The organism is uncultured Massilia sp. (assembly GCF_913773735.1).
In the GTDB taxonomy this organism is placed as follows: Bacteria; Pseudomonadota; Gammaproteobacteria; order Burkholderiales; family Burkholderiaceae_D; genus Telluria.
On sequence record NZ_CAJYEB010000010.1, the window covers coordinates 125396 to 143232 of the forward strand.

General features: G+C 66.7%; 17 protein-coding genes. 13 read left to right on the forward strand and 4 right to left on the reverse strand.

The genetic code is table 11. The annotated features are described in order from the left end of the window. Nucleotides 1-5: 5 nt before the first annotated feature. From QZ749_RS04020 to QZ749_RS04065, 10 genes are all read left to right on the forward strand, one after another. On the forward strand, nt 6-1322 hold the full coding sequence (locus QZ749_RS04020) for a phenylacetate--CoA ligase family protein (protein ID WP_296943527.1): 1317 nt from the start codon (nt 6-8) through the stop codon (nt 1320-1322). 79 nt (nt 1323-1401) lie between these two features. Then, complete coding sequence (locus tag QZ749_RS04025; protein WP_296943529.1) at nt 1402-2523, forward strand: glycosyltransferase family 4 protein; 1122 nt, start codon at nt 1402-1404, stop codon at nt 2521-2523. Continuing rightward, on the forward strand, nt 2520-4481 hold the full coding sequence (locus QZ749_RS04030; RefSeq protein WP_296943531.1) for an alginate lyase family protein: 1962 nt from the start codon (nt 2520-2522) through the stop codon (nt 4479-4481). The genes QZ749_RS04025 and QZ749_RS04030 overlap by 4 nt, the downstream gene beginning before the upstream one ends. A 120-nt stretch (nt 4482-4601) precedes the next feature. After that, a complete protein-coding gene (gene wecB, locus QZ749_RS04035) occupies nt 4602-5708 on the forward strand; it encodes a non-hydrolyzing UDP-N-acetylglucosamine 2-epimerase (protein WP_296943533.1) in 1107 nt (368 codons plus the stop codon). After that, entirely contained in the window at nt 5705-6469 is a 765-nt protein-coding gene (locus tag QZ749_RS04040; protein WP_296943536.1) for a WecB/TagA/CpsF family glycosyltransferase, read from the forward strand. The genes wecB and QZ749_RS04040 overlap by 4 nt, the downstream gene beginning before the upstream one ends. 123 nt (nt 6470-6592) lie before the next feature. Beyond that, on the forward strand, nt 6593-7591 hold the full coding sequence (gene galE, locus QZ749_RS04045) for a UDP-glucose 4-epimerase GalE (protein ID WP_296943539.1): 999 nt from the start codon (nt 6593-6595) through the stop codon (nt 7589-7591). A gap of 14 nt (nt 7592-7605) precedes the next feature. Next, nucleotides 7606-8772 carry an NDP-sugar synthase gene (locus tag QZ749_RS04050; protein WP_296943543.1) on the forward strand — a complete coding sequence of 389 codons (1167 nt, stop codon included), beginning with the start codon at nt 7606-7608 and terminating at the stop codon, nt 8770-8772. Beyond that, nucleotides 8769-10187 (forward strand): mannose-1-phosphate guanylyltransferase/mannose-6-phosphate isomerase, encoded by a 1419-nt coding sequence (locus tag QZ749_RS04055; RefSeq protein ID WP_296943544.1) that lies wholly within the window; start codon nt 8769-8771, stop codon nt 10185-10187. Before QZ749_RS04050 ends, QZ749_RS04055 begins: the two co-directional genes overlap by 4 nt. A 149-nt stretch (nt 10188-10336) precedes the next feature. Beyond that, complete coding sequence (locus tag QZ749_RS04060; RefSeq protein WP_296943546.1) at nt 10337-11050, forward strand: PEP_CTERM-anchored TLD domain-containing protein; 714 nt, start codon at nt 10337-10339, stop codon at nt 11048-11050. Nucleotides 11051-11139: 89 nt separating this feature from the next. After that, the gene (locus QZ749_RS04065; protein WP_307726648.1) at nt 11140-12177 is read left to right on the forward strand and encodes a TIGR03790 family protein; all 1038 of its coding nucleotides are present in this window, start codon (nt 11140-11142) and stop codon (nt 12175-12177) included. A 42-nt stretch (nt 12178-12219) separates the two neighbouring features. On the opposite strand, the gene QZ749_RS04070 is transcribed toward QZ749_RS04065, so the two are convergent. Then, nucleotides 12220-12471 (reverse strand): hypothetical protein, encoded by a 252-nt coding sequence (locus tag QZ749_RS04070; RefSeq protein ID WP_296943548.1) that lies wholly within the window; start codon nt 12469-12471, stop codon nt 12220-12222. Between the two features lie 355 nt (nt 12472-12826). Further along, nucleotides 12827-14377: a murein biosynthesis integral membrane protein MurJ gene (murJ, locus tag QZ749_RS04075; RefSeq protein WP_296943549.1), complete on the reverse strand. Its 1551-nt coding sequence runs from the start codon at nt 14375-14377 to the stop codon at nt 12827-12829. Between the two features lie 268 nt (nt 14378-14645). Here murJ and rpsT point away from each other — a divergent pair, with 268 nt between their 5' ends. Then, the gene (rpsT, locus tag QZ749_RS04080; RefSeq protein ID WP_296943552.1) at nt 14646-14912 is read left to right on the forward strand and encodes a 30S ribosomal protein S20; all 267 of its coding nucleotides are present in this window, start codon (nt 14646-14648) and stop codon (nt 14910-14912) included. Nucleotides 14913-15062: 150 nt separating this feature from the next. On the opposite strand, the gene QZ749_RS04085 is transcribed toward rpsT, so the two are convergent. After that, on the reverse strand, nt 15063-15635 hold the full coding sequence (locus tag QZ749_RS04085) for a pseudouridine synthase (protein WP_296943555.1): 573 nt from the start codon (nt 15633-15635) through the stop codon (nt 15063-15065). Nucleotides 15636-15840: 205 nt separating this feature from the next. Between QZ749_RS04085 and icd the strand changes: the two genes are divergently transcribed. Together icd and QZ749_RS04095 are read left to right on the forward strand one after the other, a co-directional pair. Further along, on the forward strand, nt 15841-17094 hold the full coding sequence (icd, locus tag QZ749_RS04090; RefSeq protein WP_296943859.1) for an NADP-dependent isocitrate dehydrogenase: 1254 nt from the start codon (nt 15841-15843) through the stop codon (nt 17092-17094). A 23-nt stretch (nt 17095-17117) separates the two neighbouring features. Then, entirely contained in the window at nt 17118-17378 is a 261-nt protein-coding gene (locus QZ749_RS04095) for a hypothetical protein (RefSeq protein WP_296943559.1), read from the forward strand. A gap of 79 nt (nt 17379-17457) precedes the next feature. On the opposite strand, the gene QZ749_RS04100 is transcribed toward QZ749_RS04095, so the two are convergent. Next, the gene (locus QZ749_RS04100; protein WP_135191704.1) at nt 17458-17661 is read right to left on the reverse strand and encodes a cold-shock protein; all 204 of its coding nucleotides are present in this window, start codon (nt 17659-17661) and stop codon (nt 17458-17460) included. Nucleotides 17662-17837: the final 176 nt, after the last annotated feature.

Below are 17837 nucleotides of genomic sequence, written 5' to 3' on the forward strand. Positions count from 1 at the left end.
CAAGCATGTCGACCTGGACCTATTCGCTGAAGTTTTCGCTGCGTTCGCTCGCGCGCGAACTGGTCCGCAACATCTGGGGACGCGCCTTCGTCTACCCGGCGCTGGCGGCCAACGAACGCGCGCCTTCGCGCCTGGCCGACTACGCCGCGCGCCGTGCCCGCAAGCTGGGCGTGGCGCTGGACGGCGACGCCGGCGCGCTGGCGCGCCTGGCGCCCGGCACCCCGGTGCTGACCAAGGCCGACGTGCGCCGCGACCCGCAGCGGCTGGTGCGCCCGCGCGGTCCCGGGTCGTGGCTGCGCACCACCATCAAGACCAGCGGCACGTCCGGCTCGCCGCTGACCATCGTGCAATCGGTCGGCAACCTGGTGCGCGAGGAAGGCTTCGTCTACCGCCAGCTGCGCTGGATCGGCTGGCGCTTCGGCCAGCGCCGCGCCTGGATCCGCGGCGACATCGTCTGCGCCGACCACCCGCGCGACGGCAGGTACTGGTGCCGCGACTGGATCGGCAACATGCTCATGATGTCGTCCTACCACCTGTCCGGCGACACGATCGGCCGCTACATCGATGCCCTGGAACGCTTCGACCCCGTCGTCATCCACGCCTATCCGTCCTCGATCGCGGCGCTGGCCGCCTGGCTCAACGCGGCCGGGCGCCGCTACCGCGGCACGGCGCTGCGCGGCGTGATGACGTCGTCGGAAACCCTGGAGCCGGACGTGCGCGCGGCGGTCGAGAAGGCCTTCGGCACCCGCGTCTACGACTGGTACGGCCAGGCCGAGCGCGTGGCCGCCATCGGCACGTGCGAGCGCGGCAGCTACCACGTGCTGACCGACTACAGCGGCGTCGCGCTGCTGCCGACGGAACGGGAGGACGGGGCCTGCGAGCTGGTCGGCACCACGCTGAACAACGCCGCCATGCCCCTGCAGCGCTACCGCACGGGCGACACCGTCATCCCGCACGGACCGGACGAGCCGCCCTGTCCCTGCGGCCGGGCGTTCCCGACCGTGCGCGCCGTGGTCGGGCGCCAGGAAAAGATCGTCACGCTGCCGGACGGCCGCCTCGTCGCGCGCCTGGACCGCATCTTCCAGGGGCACGACCGCCACCTGGTCGAGGGCCAGGTGCTGTACCGCGGCGCCGGCGAGTTCGTGCTGCGCGTCGTCGCCACCGACGGCTTCACGGATGCCGACGCGCGCGCGCTGGTGGACAAGTTCCTGCTGCGCGTGCCCGGCGTGCAGGTGCGCGTGGAGCGCGTCGACGCGATCCCGCGCGGGCCGAACGGCAAGTTCGAGTTCATCGCCATCGCCGACGGCGGAGCCGGACGATGAAGCGTGCGCGCATCGGGAAACGGCTGATGTATGATCGAAACATTGCCCGATTACTAAGGGTGGATGCCTTGTGCCAAGCGTGGATGCCGGTGACGATGCGGACGGGAGCGCGCGCGTGAAGGCGCCGGCGCCGCGCGTCCTCATGGTCGGTACCGCACTGGAAGGGCGCGGCGGCGTGGCCGCGGTGGTGTCCGTCTTGCGCCGCCACGGCCTGTTCGAACGCGAGGCGGTGCGCTACGTGGCCACCCATGCCGACGGCTCGCGCCTGGCCAAGGCGCGCGGCGCGCTGGCCGGGTTCTGGCAACTGGCGCGCGCCTGCGTCGCGCAGCATCCGGCCGTCGTGCACGTGCACGCCGCATCGCACGCGAGCTTCCTGCGCAAGTCGATCGTGCTGCTGATCGCGCGCCTGGCCGGCAGCAAGACCATTTTCCACCTGCACGGCGGCGGCTTCCGGACCTTCGCCACGCAGGAGAGCGGGCCGTTGATGCGCCGCTGGATCCGCCACACGCTGGAAAGCAGTTCCATCGTGATCGCGCTGTCCGAGGGCTGGGCCGGTTTCGTGCACGGCTTCGCGCCGCGCGCCAGGGTGGCCGTGGTGCCGAATTCGGTGCCCCTGCCGGCGCCGCCCGCGCCGGGCCGCGAAGAGCCGGGGCGCATCCTGTTCCTGGGGCGGCTGGAGGCGGCCAAGGGCGTGTTCGACCTGCTCGACGCGGCCGCGCTGCTGGCGGGCGCCCATCCGCGCCTGCGCCTGGCGCTCGGCGGCGAGGGCAGCGACGCCGACGTGCAGGCGCTGCGGCGCCGCGCCGAGCAGCTGGGCATCGGCGACCGACTGGAGCTGCTGGGCTGGGTCGGCCCGCAGCGGCGCGACGCCGAACTGGCGCGCGCCAGCGCGTTCTGCCTGCCGTCGCATGCGGAAGGGCTGCCGATGTCGATGCTGGAAGCGATGGCGGCGGGCAAGGCGGTCGTCGCGACCGGCGTGGGCGGCATCCCGGAGACGGTGAGCGATGGCGACAACGGCCTGCTGGTGCCGCCGCGCGACGCCCCGGCGCTGGCCGCGGCGCTGGCGCGGGTGCTGGACGACGCCGCCCTGCGCGCGCGGCTGGCGCAGCGGGCGCGCGCCACGATCGAGCAGCACTATTCAACCGAGGTGGTGTGCGGGCAGCTGTCCGCCCTCTACCGTGAACTGGCGGGGACGAGATGATGAGCGAAGCAACGGGCATGGTGTGGCTGGTCAACCGCTTGCGTTGCATGTCGGTGGCCGAGGTCGGCTACCGCATCCAGCAGGCGGCGGCGAAGGGCATGGCCAAGCGCGTGCGCCTGCGCACCGCGCCGCCGCTGCCGCGCGCCCGCACCTTCGCCGTCCACGGCGCGCCGCAGCTGGCGCCGGGCGAGCGCGAGCGCCTGCTGGCCGACGCCGACAGCATTTGCGCGGGCCACGTCGTGCTGTTCGCCAACCGCCGCTTCGACGTCGGCATGCCGCCGGTGTGGAACCGCGACCCGGACAGCGGCGTCGTCGGCCCGTCCATCTTCGCCGGCGACATCGCCATCACCAACCGCGAGCTGGTGGGCGACATCAAGCACGTGTGGGAACTCAACCGCCACCTGCACCTCGTGCGCCTGGCCCAGGCCTGGGCCGCGACCAACGACGTGGCCTGGCTGCATGCGCTGCACCACCAGCTGCGCAGCTGGCTCGACCAGTGCCCGCCGCTGGTCGGTCCCAACTGGACCAGCTCGCTGGAACTGGGCATCCGCCTGATCAACTGGGCGCTGGCGTGGCAGCTGATCGGCGGCGAGGGCAGCGGCCTGTTCGCCGGCGAGGACGGCCAGCGCCTGCGCGCCGACTGGCTCGACGCCATCCATGCCCACTGCAGCGCCATCGCGCGCCACCTGTCGCGCCACTCGTCGGCCAACAACCACCTGATCGGCGAACTGGCCGGCCTGTACGTGGGCGCCTCGATCTGGCCGTGCTGGAAGTCGTCCGGCGCCTGGCTGGAACAGGCGCGCCGCGAGCTCGAGCACGAGGCCCAGGCCCAGTTCTCGCGCGACGGCGTGAACCGCGAGCAGGCGTTCGCCTACCACGTGTTTTCCAGCGAATTCCTGTTCGTCGCCGGCCTCGTCGGCCAGGCCTGCGACCACCCGTTCTCGCGCGCCTACTGGACCAGCCTGCAGCGCGCGCTGCGCTTCCTGCGCTCCGTGCGCGACGTCGGCGGCAACGTGCCGATGGTCGGCGACGCCGACGACGGCATCGTGTTCCGCCTCGACGAGGCCGGCAGCGACCGCGCCGCGCAACTGCTGGCGCTGGGCGACGCCGTGCTGCGCAAGGGCCAGCCCGCGCATCCGGGCGTGCGCTGGCTGCTGCACGCGCTGCCGGGCAAGCGGCCCGAGGCCGATCCGCACGAGTCCGAGACCGGCTGGGCCTTCCCGGACGGCGGCTACCTGCTGTTCGGCGCCCATTTCGGCGAGGCGAACGAGATCAAGGGCATGGTCGACTGCGGCCCGCTGGGCTACCTCGGCATCGCCGCGCACGGCCATGCCGACGCGCTCGCCGTCACCCTGTCGGTGGGCGGCGAGGAGTGCCTGGTCGATCCCGGCACCTATTCGTACTGGCAGGAATCCAAGTGGCGCGACTATTTCCGCGGCACGTCGGCCCACAACACGCTGCGCATCGACGGCCTCGACCAGTCGGTCTCGGGCGGGCGCTTCATGTGGCTGAAGAAGGCGAAGGCGGCGATCGAGCGCATGCCGCAGTCGCCCCAGGAATTCGATTTCCGCGGTTCGCACGACGGCTACGAGCGCCTGGCCGACCCGGTGCGCCATATGCGCAGCGTGCGTTTCGACGCGGCCACCTCGACGCTGGTCGTGCGCGACGAGGTGGCGGCCAAGAAGCACCACCAGGCCGAGATCTTCTGGCACTTCGCGCCGGGCCTGGACGTGCGCCTGAACAGCGCCGGCCTGCACGTGCGCGGCGAGCGCTTCGCGCTGCAGATGCACGCGCACGGGGCCGACCTGAAGCTGGAACTGGTGCGCGGGCACGAGAATCCGCCGCTGGGCTGGTATTCGCGCTGCTACGAGGCCAGGCAGCCGTGCGACGTGCTCAAGATCAGTACCGTATCGTCCGCCGTGCCCGTGGAGTGCAGGTTTACAATAACGTTTTTTTAACAGTCCTCGTCGCGATCCGTTGCTGAGCACGCCGTCAGCATGTTTCGAGCAGGACATCGCCTGGCGCCATGACGCGCCGGCCGTCCGCTGCGGGCCGGGACCCAACTGGAAAGGGAATGCATGCTGATATATCTGGTGGCGGGCGCGCGGCCCAACTTCATGAAGATCGCACCGATCGTGCGTGCACTCCAGCAACAGCAGGCGTTGACCTGGAAGATCGTCCACACGGGGCAGCACTACGACCGCGAGATGAACGACGTGTTCTTCGAGGAACTCGGCATTCCGCAACCGGACGTGTTCATGGCGGCGGGCGGCGGCAGCCATGCCCAGCAGACCGCCAAGATCATGCTCGGCTTCGAGGAACTGTGCATGGCCGAACGTCCCGGCGCCGTGCTGGTGGTCGGCGACGTGAACTCCACGCTGGCCTGCTCGATCGTGGCCAAGAAGCTGAACATCCCGGTCGCCCACGTCGAGGCGGGACTGCGCAGCTTCGACATGGCGATGCCCGAGGAAATCAACCGCCTCGTCACCGACAGCATTGCCGACTGGTTCTTCGTGACCGAGCCCTCCGCCGTGGAACACCTGCGCCGCGAGGGCAAGCGCGACGCCGCGATCCACTACGTCGGCCACGTGATGGTCGATAACGTGCTGTACCAGGCGCACAAGCTGGAAACGGCGGACACGTCCGGCTTCGAGACGAGCGCCTGGAAGGCGGCGCGCCAGGAAGCGGGCGGGCGCTACGGCGTGGTCACGCTGCACCGCCCCAGCAACGTCGACGACAAGGACACGTTCACCCGCATCGCCGGCGCGCTCAAGGACATCGCGGCCGACCTGCCGCTGATGTTCCCGGTGCACCCGCGCACGCGCGCCAACCTGGACAGGTTCGGCATCGACCTCGGGCCGAACATCGCGCTGGCCGGGCCGCAGGCCTACATGGCGTTCCTGAACCTGTGGAAGGACGCCGCCGTGGTGCTGACCGACAGCGGCGGCCTGCAGGAAGAGACGACGGCGCTGGGCGTGCCCTGCGTGACGATCCGCGAGAACACCGAGCGCCCCGTCACCGTCGACGAAGGGTCGAACGTGCTGGCCGGCACCGATCCGGCCACCATCGTGCGCGAGGCGCGCCGCATCCTGCAGGGCGAGGGCAAGCAGGGCCGCCGTCCGCACCTGTGGGACGGCCGCGCCGCCGAGCGCATCGTCGAGGTCCTGGCCAGGGAGGTCGCATGAACACGCACACGCCGCAGCGCCCCGCGGAGCGCGTCACGATGATGGGCTGCGCGATCGACAACCTGTCGATGGAGGAGACGCTGCAGACCGTCGAGGGCTTCATCCAGAGCGGCCGCCCGCACCAGCACGTCGTCGTCAACGTCGACAAGCTGGTCAAGGCCAGCCGCGATCCGGAATTGCGCCAGATTATCAACGACTGCGCGCTGGTCAACGTCGACGGCATGCCGGTCGTCTGGGCCTCGCGCCTGCTGGGCAAGCCGCTCAAGGAGCGCGTGGCGGGCGTCGACCTGTTCGAGGCGCTGATGCGCCGCGCCGGCGAGAAGGGCTGGCGCGTGTTCCTGCTGGGCGCGAAGGAAGAGGTCGTCAGCAAGGTCGCCAGCACCTACCAGCGCAAGTACCCCGAGCTGGTGCTGGCGGGCTACCGCAACGGCTACTGGAAGGGCGAACAGGAAGAGGCGCAGGTGGTCGCGCAGATCCGCGACGCGCGGCCCGACCTGCTGTTCGTGGCGATCAGCTCGCCGAAGAAGGAACAGTTCCTCGGCCGCTACCAGGCCGAGATGAAGATCCCGTTCGCGATGGGCGTGGGCGGCACGTTCGACGTGGCGATCGGCCACGTCAAGCGCGCGCCGGTCTGGATGCAGAAGTCCGGGCTGGAATGGTTCTACCGCTTCCTGCAGGAGCCGCGCCGCATGTTCCGGCGTTACTTCATCGACGACATGGCCTTCGTCTGGCTGTTCGTCAAGGAAGCGACGCGGCGCTAGACGCCGCTGCGACAAAGTTAGGACAAAACAGGGATGGCGGCCCGCGTGGCCGCCGAGCACAATAAAAAACGCGCCAGCCACGGCATGGCGCCTGCCAACACTTACATGTAGAAAGAAAGCACTATGAAAATTCTGGTTACTGGCGGCATGGGCTACATCGGCTCGCACACGGTCGTGGAGCTGCAGAACGCCGGCCACGACGTGGTCGCGTACGATAACCTGTCCAACGCCAGCCGCTCGGTGCAGGAGCGCGTGACCCGCATCACCGGCAAGCCCTTCGCGTTCGTCGAGGGCGACATCCGCGACCGCGCGGCGATGGAGGCGGTGTTCCAGGCCCACGAGATCGGCGCGGTGATCCACTTCGCCGGCCTGAAGGCGGTCGGCGAATCGGTGGCGCAGCCGCTGCGCTACTACGACAACAACGTCTACGGCAGCGTGGCGCTGTTCGAGACGATGGCGAAATACGGCTGCAAGACCCTGGTGTTCTCGTCCTCGGCCACCGTGTACGGCGATCCGGCCTCGGTGCCGATCCGCGAGGACTTCCCGCTGTCGGCCACGAATCCGTATGGCCGCAGCAAGCTGATGATCGAAGACATCCTGCGCGACCTGTTCAAGGCCGAGCCGGACTGGCGCATCGCACTGCTGCGCTATTTCAACCCGGTCGGCGCCCACGAAAGCGGCCTGATCGGCGAGGAGCCGAACGGCATCCCCAACAACCTGGTGCCCTACATCGCCCAGGTCGCCAACGGGCAGCGCGAGAAGCTGTCCGTGTTCGGCGGCGACTATCCGACCCCGGACGGCACCGGCATGCGCGACTACATCCACGTGGTGGACCTCGCCATCGGCCACGTCAAGACCCTGGACAAGCTGGGGCAGGGCGCCGGCCTCCTGACCTACAACCTCGGTACCGGCAACGGCAACAGTGTGCTGGAAATGATCCATGCCTTCGAGCAGGCATGCGGCAAACCGATTCCCTACCAGATCGTCGACCGGCGTCCCGGCGACATCGCCAAGTGCTACGCCGACCCGACCCGCGCCCGCGAGGAACTCGGTTGGACGGCGCAGCGTGACATCGCACAAATGTGTGCAGATTCCTGGCGCTACCAGACTACGTCAAAATAACCAAGGACATACCCATGAAAGCGATGATTCTCGCAGCAGGCAAAGGCACCCGTGTTCGTCCACTGACCTATGACCTGCCGAAACCCATGATTCCCGTACTGGGCAAACCCGTGATGGCCTACCTGATCGAACACCTGCGCAAGCATGGCGTGACCGAGATCATGGTCAACGTCAGCCACCTGCACGAAAAGATCGAGGAGTATTTCGGCGAGGGCGAGCAGTTCGGCGTCCAGATCGGCTATTCCTTCGAGGGCTACACGAAGGAAGACGGCGAAGTCGTGGCGGTGCCGATCGGCTCGGCCGGCGGCATGAAGAAGATCCAGGAATTCGGCGGCTTCTTCGACGACACCACCATCGTCCTGTGCGGCGACGCGCTGATCGACCTCGACCTGAAGGCGGCGCTGCTGGAGCACCGCCGCAAGGGCGCGATGGCGACCGTCATCACCAAGGAAGTCCCGTGGGACAAGGTGTCGAGCTACGGCGTCGTCGTCACCGACCAGGAAGGCCGCATCACCCAGTTCCAGGAAAAACCGAAGCAGGAAGAGGCGCTGTCGAACTTCATCAGCACCGGCATCTACATCTTCGAACCGGAAGTCATCGACCTGATCCCGTCGGGCGTCGAGTTCGACATCGGCTCCCAGCTGTTCCCGCTGCTGGCCGAGAAGGGCATGCCGTTCTACGCCCAGGGCCGCCCGTTCAACTGGCTCGACATCGGCAGCGTGAGCGACTACTGGGAAGTGCTGCAGAACGTGCTGACCGGCGAGGTCAACCACATGGACGTGCCGGGCATCCAGATCGAACCCGGCCTGTGGACCGGCCTGAACACCAGCATCGACTGGAACGGCACCACGATCAAGGGTCCCGTCTATATCGGCTCGGGCGTCAAGATCGAGGCCGGCAGCACCATCATCGGCCCGACCTGGATCGGCCATGGCAGCCATATCTGCGAGGGCGCCGAAATCGTTCGCAGCGTGCTTTTCGAATATACTCGCGTGCTGAACGATGTCACCCTGCATGAAATGATCGTCTTCAAGGAGTACGGCATCGACCGCGCCGGCCAGATGAAGCACGCGTCGGAATACAAGTCCGACGAATGGCTCAATGCGCGCGACCGCCGTCGTAGCCGTCGCAAGGAAGTCGACGAAGAGACAGAATCCACGTTAGAGAAAGTTAGCGCATGAAAATTTATCCAGTCATCCTCTCCGGCGGCGCCGGTACCCGCCTGTGGCCGCTGTCGCGCGCTGTGATGCCCAAGCAGTTGCTGCCGCTGGTGACCGACAAGACCATGCTGCAGGAAACCGCCTTGCGGGTCCGGGGCTGGCCGGGGGTGATGGCGCCGCTGATCGTCTGCGGCAATGAGCACCGTTTCCTGGTGGCCGAGCAATTGCGTGACATCGGCATCACGCCGCACGGCATCCTGCTGGAGCCGGCCGGCCGCAACACGGCCCCGGCCGTGGCCGCCGCCGCCCAATTCCTCCAGGCCCAGGATCCCGAGGCGGTCATGCTGGTGCTGCCGGCCGACCACGTCATCGAGAAGAACGAGGCCTTCCGCCTGGCCGTCGAACGGGCGGCCAGGCTGGTGGAAGACGGTTCGCTGGCCACCTTCGGCATCGTGCCGGACGCGCCGGAAACCGGCTACGGCTACATCCGCCGCGGCGAGCCGCTGCCGGGCTGCGACGATTGCTTCAAGATCGAGCGCTTCGTCGAAAAGCCCGACCGCGACACCGCCGAGGGCTTCGTGGCCGACGGCGGCTTCTACTGGAACAGCGGCATGTTCATGTTCCGTGCCGACCGCTTCCTGGCCGAGATCGAGAAGCACGCGCCCGAGATCGCCAAATCGGCGAGCGCGGCCGTGAACGACGCCTACCGCGACCTCGACTTCTGCCGCCTGGACGAAGCGGCGTTCAGCGCCAGCCCGTCCGACTCGATCGACTACGCGGTGATGGAACACACGCGCGACGGCGTCGTCGTCTCGGCCGACATCGGCTGGAGCGACGTCGGCTCGTGGTCGGCGCTGGCCGACGTGCAGCAGCGCGACGCCAACGGCAACGTGCAGCGCGGCGACGTCTACCTCGACAACACCACCAATACGCTGGTGCGCGCCGAGAGCCGCATCGTCGCCGTGGTCGGCGTGCAGGACCTGGTGGTCGTGGAAACCCCGGACGCCGTGCTGGTGGCCCACAAGGACCAGGTGCAGCGCGTGAAGAACGTGGTCGAGCACCTGAAGGGCCAGGAGCGCACCGAGCACCTGCACCACACCCGCGTCTACCGTCCCTGGGGCTACTACGAGGGCATCGATGCGGGCGACCGCTTCCAGGTCAAGCGCATCACCGTCAAGCCTGGCGAGAAGCTGTCGCTGCAGATGCACCACCACCGCGCCGAGCACTGGATCGTGGTGTCGGGCACCGCGCGCGTCACCTGCGGCGACAAGGTCACGCTGCTGGCCGAGAACGAGTCGACCTACATCCCGATCGGCATGACCCACCGCCTGGAAAACCCGGGCAAGCTGCCGCTGCACCTGATCGAGGTGCAGTCGGGCAGCTACCTGGGCGAGGACGACATCGTGCGGTTCGAGGACATCTACAAGCGCGCCTGACTGCCTTCGCATGACCCCGCCGCCCCGCGTCCGCGCGGAGGCGGCGTTTTTTTTTGCCGTGCGGCGGGTGAATTTCCCGAGGTCTACAGTGCGTAGCCGTCCTGATGCGCGTCATACAATGACTCGTCGATTACCCTCGGGGAGACATCATGAAGACGATCATTGCGGCGGGCAGCCTGGCGCTGGCCCTGGCCGGCATCGCCGGACCGGCGGCGGCCGGCGACATCATCGGCGGTTCGGACCTGCTGGACGCGGGCCGGCACGCCCAGCTCGAACGCTGGCTCGGTGCCGGCGAGTTCAACCTCAACAACGTGTACACGCGCCAGGACGGCGATACCTCGGCCGACTTCCACGCGGGCGCGGACGGCAAGGGCGCCACCTTCACCCTGATCGAGCTGTCCAACGACAGCGGCGAGAGCTTCCTGGTCGGCGGCTACAACCCGCAGAGCTGGGCGTCGAGCGGCGGCTGGCACCAGACCGAACGCGACTGGCAGCGCACCGCCTTCCTGTTCAACTTCACCGAGCCGGCCGTCTACCGCCAGATCCTGTCCAGCTACGTGCTGCCCAGCCAGGGCCAGTTCCAGACCTTCAATTCGCTGGGCACCGGCCCGATGTTCGGCGTCGGCCCCGACCTGGTCGTGACGCAGAACCTCGAGAGCGCGCTGTCCTGGCAACTGAGCTACGGCGACCCGCTGGACGAAGGCAAGAGCATCGTCGACCGCAGCGTCGGCGGCCAGGCGCTGCACGTCAATGGGCTGGAAGTGTTCTCGATCTCGCCGGTACCGGAGCCGGCGTCGACGGCGATGCTGCTGGCCGGCATGGGCGTCGTCGGCCTGGCCGTGCGCAGGAGGCGGCGAGGATAAGCCTCGCGTAAGTTGCAGTCGTTGCAATTGTGGCATGATGGACGGGAGCACGGAGCTCCCGTTCCTTCGACCACGAGACGACGACATCGATGCCGAAACACTTCCTGTCCGCCTGCGCCGGCCTGTTGCTGGCCCTTATGCTGTCCTGTTCGCTCCCCGCCCGCGCCCAGTTCACGAGCGTTCCCCGACTGCAACCCGAGCAACTGGCCATCGTCATCAACGACGCCGAGCCGAACAGCGTCAGGATCGGTGCGTACTATCGCCAGCGGCGCGGCATCCCGGCGGCCAACGTCGTGCATGTGCGCATCCCCGGCAAGCCGCACGCGATCAGCGAATCGCGCTTCCAGGCGCTCAAGGAAGAGATCGACGGGCAGCTGAAGCCGGAGGTGCAGGCCGTGCTGATGGTCTGGACGGCGCCGTACAAGGTCGAATGCAATGCGATCACCGGCGCCTACAGCCTGGGGTTCGACCGCGACCAGTGCGCGAAGACCTGCGCCGCCGGGCGCCCCAGCCCCTATTTCAATGCGACGACGCCGCGTCCGTACACCGATCTGGGGATCCGCCTGTCGATGCTGCTGCCGACCGAGTCGGTGGAGGCGGCGAAGGCATTGATCGACCGCGGCGCCGGCGCCGGCTTCCAGGTGGTGCCGGCCACGGCCTACTTCCTGCAGACCTCGGAAAAGGCGCGCAACTCGCGCGCCGCCTTCTTCCCGCCGCCGGGCCGCATCGCCGCGCGCAAGCTGGCCACGAAGACCATGCAGGCGGACGTGCTCGAGGGCGTGAAGGACATCATGATCTACGAGACGGGCATGGCCCAGGTCGCCAAGCTCGAGACGCTGGGCTTCCTGCCGGGCGCGCTGGCCGACCACCTGACATCGCTGGGCGGCGACTTGCTGGGCGATGCGCAGATGAGCAGCCTGCGCTGGCTGGAGGCGGGCGCCACCGCCAGCTACGGCACCGTCAGCGAGCCGTGCAATTATTGGCAGAAATTCCCCAATCCCAGTGTGTTGCTAAAGCACTATGTCCAAGGCAATAGCGCGATCGAAGCCTACTGGAAGAGCGTGGCGTGGCCGACGCAGGGGGTGTTCATCGGCGAGCCGCTGGCGGCGCCCTATGGGCGGCGTTAGCGGCGGCGCCAGCGGCGGCGTGCGCGGCCGCCACGGGAGACATCAGGACTGCGGGTCGGCGGCGGCGCGGCGCAGCGCGTCGTAGCGGTAGGTTTCGGCGTTGGCGTCGATGATGCGCAGGCTGCTGCAGCCTTCGGCGGCGCAGTCCGGCGCCGGGCTGTTGACGGCCACGACCGAGCTGGCCGACATGGCGGCGGTGCGGGTGGACAGGTCGTCGACGTCGTTGGCGCCGCAGGCGGCGAGGAGGACGGCGAGGCTGGCGGCGAAGGCGGTGCGGAAGGCAAATTGTTTCATGATCTGGGGCGATACTGCGTTCACGGATGAGCTATTGTAGGCATCGATTTTTCCTATGCTCAACTTTTTTTTAGTTATTTTCGTGCAAATATTGAATTAAGAAAATACATTTGCACGCAGATCGGTGAAGATCACGGTAGATCTACGAAAATTCCCCTTGGAAATTTTTGATGTATATGAGCAACGTCGTTTAAAAACGACGTGCTTTTACATCATGAACGCTGAATTTGATGATTTTATTTCTCGTGCGGGCTGACTTGTGCTAGTCCTACAGTTGCAATGCATCCAAGTCAGTTGACATTATTTCCTTGCGGAATCAGCATGGCGGCGCCGCTTCCGCAAGGAAGTGGCTTGTCTATTTGGCGCGGCGCATGAAGTGGCGCGGCCGGAAGCCCAGGGCGAGCAGCACGGCGAAGTACACGGCCGCGCTGGCGCCGATGATGGCGACGAGCGTGGCCAGGCGCAGGATCGGGTGGCTGCGCAGCGCGGCCCAGTCGAACTGCGCCTGGGCAAACCAGGCGGCCGCGCCCATCGCGGCCACGGCGACGACGACTTTGAGCAGGAACGGCAGCCAGCCGGCGTACGGCGCATAGATGCCGCGGCGGCGCAGCCCCTTGTACAGGAAGGCGGCGTTGATGCAGGCGCCCAGGCCGATCGACAGCGCCAGGCCGGCCACGCCCATGCCCAGCAGGAACACGAACACGCCATTCATCGCCTGGGTGGCGAACAGCACGCCGACGGCGATGCGCACCGGCGTGCGGATATCCTGGCGCGCATAGAAGGCCGGGGCCAGGATCTTGACCAGGATGATGCCCAGCAGGCCGGCCGCGTAGGCCATCAGCGGCGCCGTCGCGGAGGCCACGTTGTCGGCGCTGAATGCGCCGTAGTTGAACAGCGCGGCGATCAGCGGCTGGGCCAGCGCCGCCAGGCCGACGGCGGCGGGCAGGGCCAGCAGGAAGGTCAGGCGCAGGCCCCAGTCGAGCAGGGCCGAATACTCGGCGGTATCGCCCTCGGCATTGGCCTTGGACAGGCTGGGCAGCAAGATGGTTCCCAGCGCCACGCCCAGCATGCCGGTCGGGAATTCCATCAGGCGGTCGGCATACTGCAGCACGGAGACGCTGCCGGCGCCCAGGCGCGAGGCGATGCTGGTATTGATGAGCAGGCTGATCTGGGCGGCCGAGACGGCAAACACGGCCGGCCCCATCTTCTTGAGGATGCGGCGCACGCCGGGGTCGCGCAGGCCGGCCAGCGGATTGAAGGACAGGCGCGGCAGCATGCCGATGCGCTTCAGGGCCGGGATCTGCAGGCCCACCTGCAGCAGGCCGCCGACCATCACGGCCACGGCCATCGAATAGATCGGCACGTCGAAATACTGCACCAGGAACAGCGAGAAGAAGATCGACGAGAGGTTCCACAGCACCGGCGTGAACGCCGGAATCTTGAATTCGCGCCAGGCATTCAGGATGGCCCCGGCCAGCACGACGAAGGACATGCACAGGATATAAGGGAACATCAGGCGCGTCATGACCACGCCGGCATCGAAGGCATGGCCTTCCAGGCCGCCGGCGATGACGAGCAGGATCAGCGGGGCGCCGGCGATGCCCACGATGCTGGTGACCAGCGTGGCCCAGACCAGCGTGGTGGCGACGTGGTCGACGAGGGTCTTCGTGGCGGCCTCGCCCTGCTTGGTCTTGTACTCGGCCAGGATCGGCACGAAGGCCTGCGAGAACGCGCCCTCGCCGAACAGGCGGCGCAGCAGGTTGGGCAGGCGGAAGGCGATGTTGAAGGCGTCGGTGTAGTCGTTGGCGCCGAAGGCGCGCGCGAACAGCGTGTCGCGCAGCAGGCCGGTGATGCGGGACAGCATCGTCATGCTCGAGATGGCTGCCAGGGTGCGGAGTAGGTTCATAGCCCGGGATTATAGCTGGGCAACTGCTTTCGTTCCGCATGTAAACCATCCGGTGCGGCTTGACCGGGATGCAACACCGTTGCCGTTTTTTTCGGCACGGCCGGTCGATGGGCTGCACTTTTGATTGCCCAGCGATGAAACCTTCGCTATAATCGAGGGCTGTATTGAATTCAGTTAGCAGACACAAATGTTTAGCAGGCACTGGAATGGGCCGGTTTGACTGACAATGTTGTTTGCAAACGCAACTTGACCCAGATTAGGAACTTCCATGGCAAATACCGCACAGGCACGCAAGCGCGCTCGTCAAGCAGTTAAGCAAAACGCACACAACTCGGCTCAACGCTCGACCCTGCGTACCGCAATCAAGGCCGTTCGCAAGGCCATCCAGGCTGGCGACAAAGCCGCCGCAACCGAAATCTTCCAGAAATCGGTTTCGACCATCGACAGCATCGCTGACAAGAAAATCATCCACAAGAACAAGGCCGCTCGCCACAAGAGCCGCCTGTCGGCCGCCATCAAGGCCCTGTCGGCTTAATTTCCGTAGGTCCCCGGCAAGCGCGGCCCAGGCCGCGCCGGCGCAAGGATGAAAACCCGCTCGACGCAAGTCCAGCGGGTTTTTTCGTTAACCTGCCTCAAACCGGGGTCAGAGCCCGGCTCTGACCCCGGTTTGTTGTTCCTCAAGCGGTCATGGCCTGCGCTTGCCGTTGACCTCGGTTGCCGGCACTTCCATCCATTCGCCCGGCATCAGCGGATGGGTCGCCAGCGAGAACGGGCCGATGCGCGAGCGCACCAGGCGTAGCGTCGGCAGGCCGACCGCCGCGGTCATGCGCCGCACCTGGCGGTTCTTGCCTTCTTCCAGCGTGATCGCGATCCAGCTGGTCGGCTTGTCCTGGCGGACCCGGATCGGCGGGTTGCGCGGCCACAGCCAGTCGGGCTCGGCGATGCGCACCGCATGGCACGGCCGGGTGACGAAGTCGCCCAGGTCCAGCGGCGCCTGCAGGCGGGCGAGGACGGCGGCGTCGGGCATGCCGTCCACCTGCACCAGGTAGGTCTTGGCTTCCTTGTGGTCGGGATGGGCGATCTGGTGCTGCAGGCGGCCGTCGTCGGTCAGCAGCATCAGGCCTTCGCTGTCGGCGTCGAGGCGGCCGGCGGGATAGATGTTCGGGATGGACAGGTAGTCGGCCAGCGTCGCGCGGTCGTCCTCGGCGGAGAACTGGCACAGCACCTGGAATGGCTTGTTGAACAGGATGAGGGACATGAAGGTTGAATTTGGAGCAAAATAGCGAGCCATCCGCCCAGTCGCCACGCGGGCCGGCAGACTATGGCGCGGCCCGCTATACTGGTGCATAATGGAAAACATTGCGTCTTATATCTTATAGAAGACCGACGGCAACAGGCCATCTATTGTAATGGAGATCGCAGGCGCCGCCGCCAGGCAGCCGGTGTCCACTTCGGAGAACATGATGTACGAACATATCAAAGTCCCTTCCGACGGTCAAAAAATCACCGTCAATGCCGACGGCGCGCTGAACGTGCCCGACCAGCCGGTGATCCCCTTCATCGAGGGCGACGGCACCGGGATCGACATCACGCCGGTGATGCGCAAGGTGGTGGATGCGGCGGTGGACAAGGCCTACGAAGGCCGGCGCAGGATCCACTGGATGGAAATCTATGCCGGCGAAAAATCGACCCGCGTCTACGGCCCGGACGTCTGGCTGCCCGACGAGACGCTGGCCGCCGTGCGCGACTACGTGGTCTCGATCAAGGGCCCGCTGACGACGCCGGTCGGCGGCGGCATCCGCTCGCTCAACGTCACGCTGCGCCAGGAACTCGACCTGTACGTCTGCCTGCGCCCGGTGCGCTACTTCAAGGGCGTGCCGTCGCCGCTGCGCGAGCCGCACAAGACCGACATGGTCATCTTCCGCGAGAATTCCGAGGACATCTACGCCGGCATCGAATGGGCCGGCGGCACGCCCGAGGCGCGCAAGGTGATCGAATTCCTCACCAGGGACATGGGCAGCCGCAAGATCCGCTTCCCGGAAACGTCCGCCGTCGGCATCAAGCCGGTCTCGCGCGAAGGCACCGAGCGCCTGGTGCGCAAGGCGATCCAGTACGCGATCGACCACGACAAGCCCTCGGTGACCCTGGTCCACAAGGGCAACATCATGAAGTACACCGAAGGCGGCTTCCGCGACTGGGGCTATGCGCTGGCGCAGAAGGAATTCGGCGCCGAGCTGGTCGACGGCGGCCCGTGGTGCAAGTTCAAGAACCCGCGCACGGGCAAGGACATCGTCATCAAGGATTCGATCGCCGACGCGTTCCTGCAGCAGATCCTGCTGCGCCCGGCCGAGTACAGCGTGATCGCCACGCTGAACCTGAACGGCGACTATATCTCCGACGCGCTGGCGGCCCAGGTCGGCGGCATCGGCATCGCGCCGGGCGCGAACATGTCGGATTCGGTGGCGATGTTCGAGGCGACCCACGGCACCGCGCCCAAGTACGCGGGCAAGGACTACGTCAATCCGGGCTCGATGATCCTGTCGGCCGAGATGATGCTGCGCCACATGGGCTGGACCGAGGCGGCCGACCTGGTGATCCGCGCGATGGAAGCGGCGATCCAGGCCAAGACGGTCACCTACGATTTCGCGCGCCTGATGGAAGGGGCGACCCAGGTATCGTGCTCCGGCTTCGGCGCGGCCATGATCGAGCACATGTAGCGCCGGGCGCGCGGAGGACGCCCATGGCAACGCTGGACGACTACGAGCGCATCGGACGCTTCATCTACGGTTTCCAGCGCCTCACCGGCGGGCCGGAGCGCCTGCTGGCCCTGGCGGACGGCGGCACGCTGGCCGACGAACCGGCCCGGCATGTCCGCGCCCTGGCGGCGCGCCATGCCGACATCCTGGCGCGGCTGATGCGCCGCGAGGCGGTGGCGGACGAGGAAATCGAGGAGGTGCTGGCGCAGGCCCATGCGCTGGCGTTTCCCGGCGGGCCGGACTGAGGAAGGGGGGGGGCGGGCGAGTGCGCCGCGCATAAAAAAACCCCGCCGCAGCGGGGCTTCTAGCGTCCGGAGGGGCGGCTTACATGCCCTGGATGTTGGAAGCTTGCTTGCCTTTCGGGCCCTGCGTGACTTCGAACTGGACTTTCTGACCTTCTTTGAGGGTCTTGAAACCGGCCATATTGATAGCCGAGAAGTGTGCGAACAAATCTTCGCCACCGTCGTCCGGGGTGATGAAACCAAAACCTTTGGAATCATTGAACCACTTAACAGTACCTGTTGCCATAAAAGAACTTTCAAATGAAAACAAATCACACGAGCCATAAAAGCAAGAAGCTTTTGCCCCCTCCTCAGCCTGCTCACTTCTTATCAACAAATACATAAGTACATGTCAATAACTGCATTGTTGGTGCAATAATCCTGTAAGTCAAGCGGTTTTGGATGCCGGTTGTAAAAATTTTC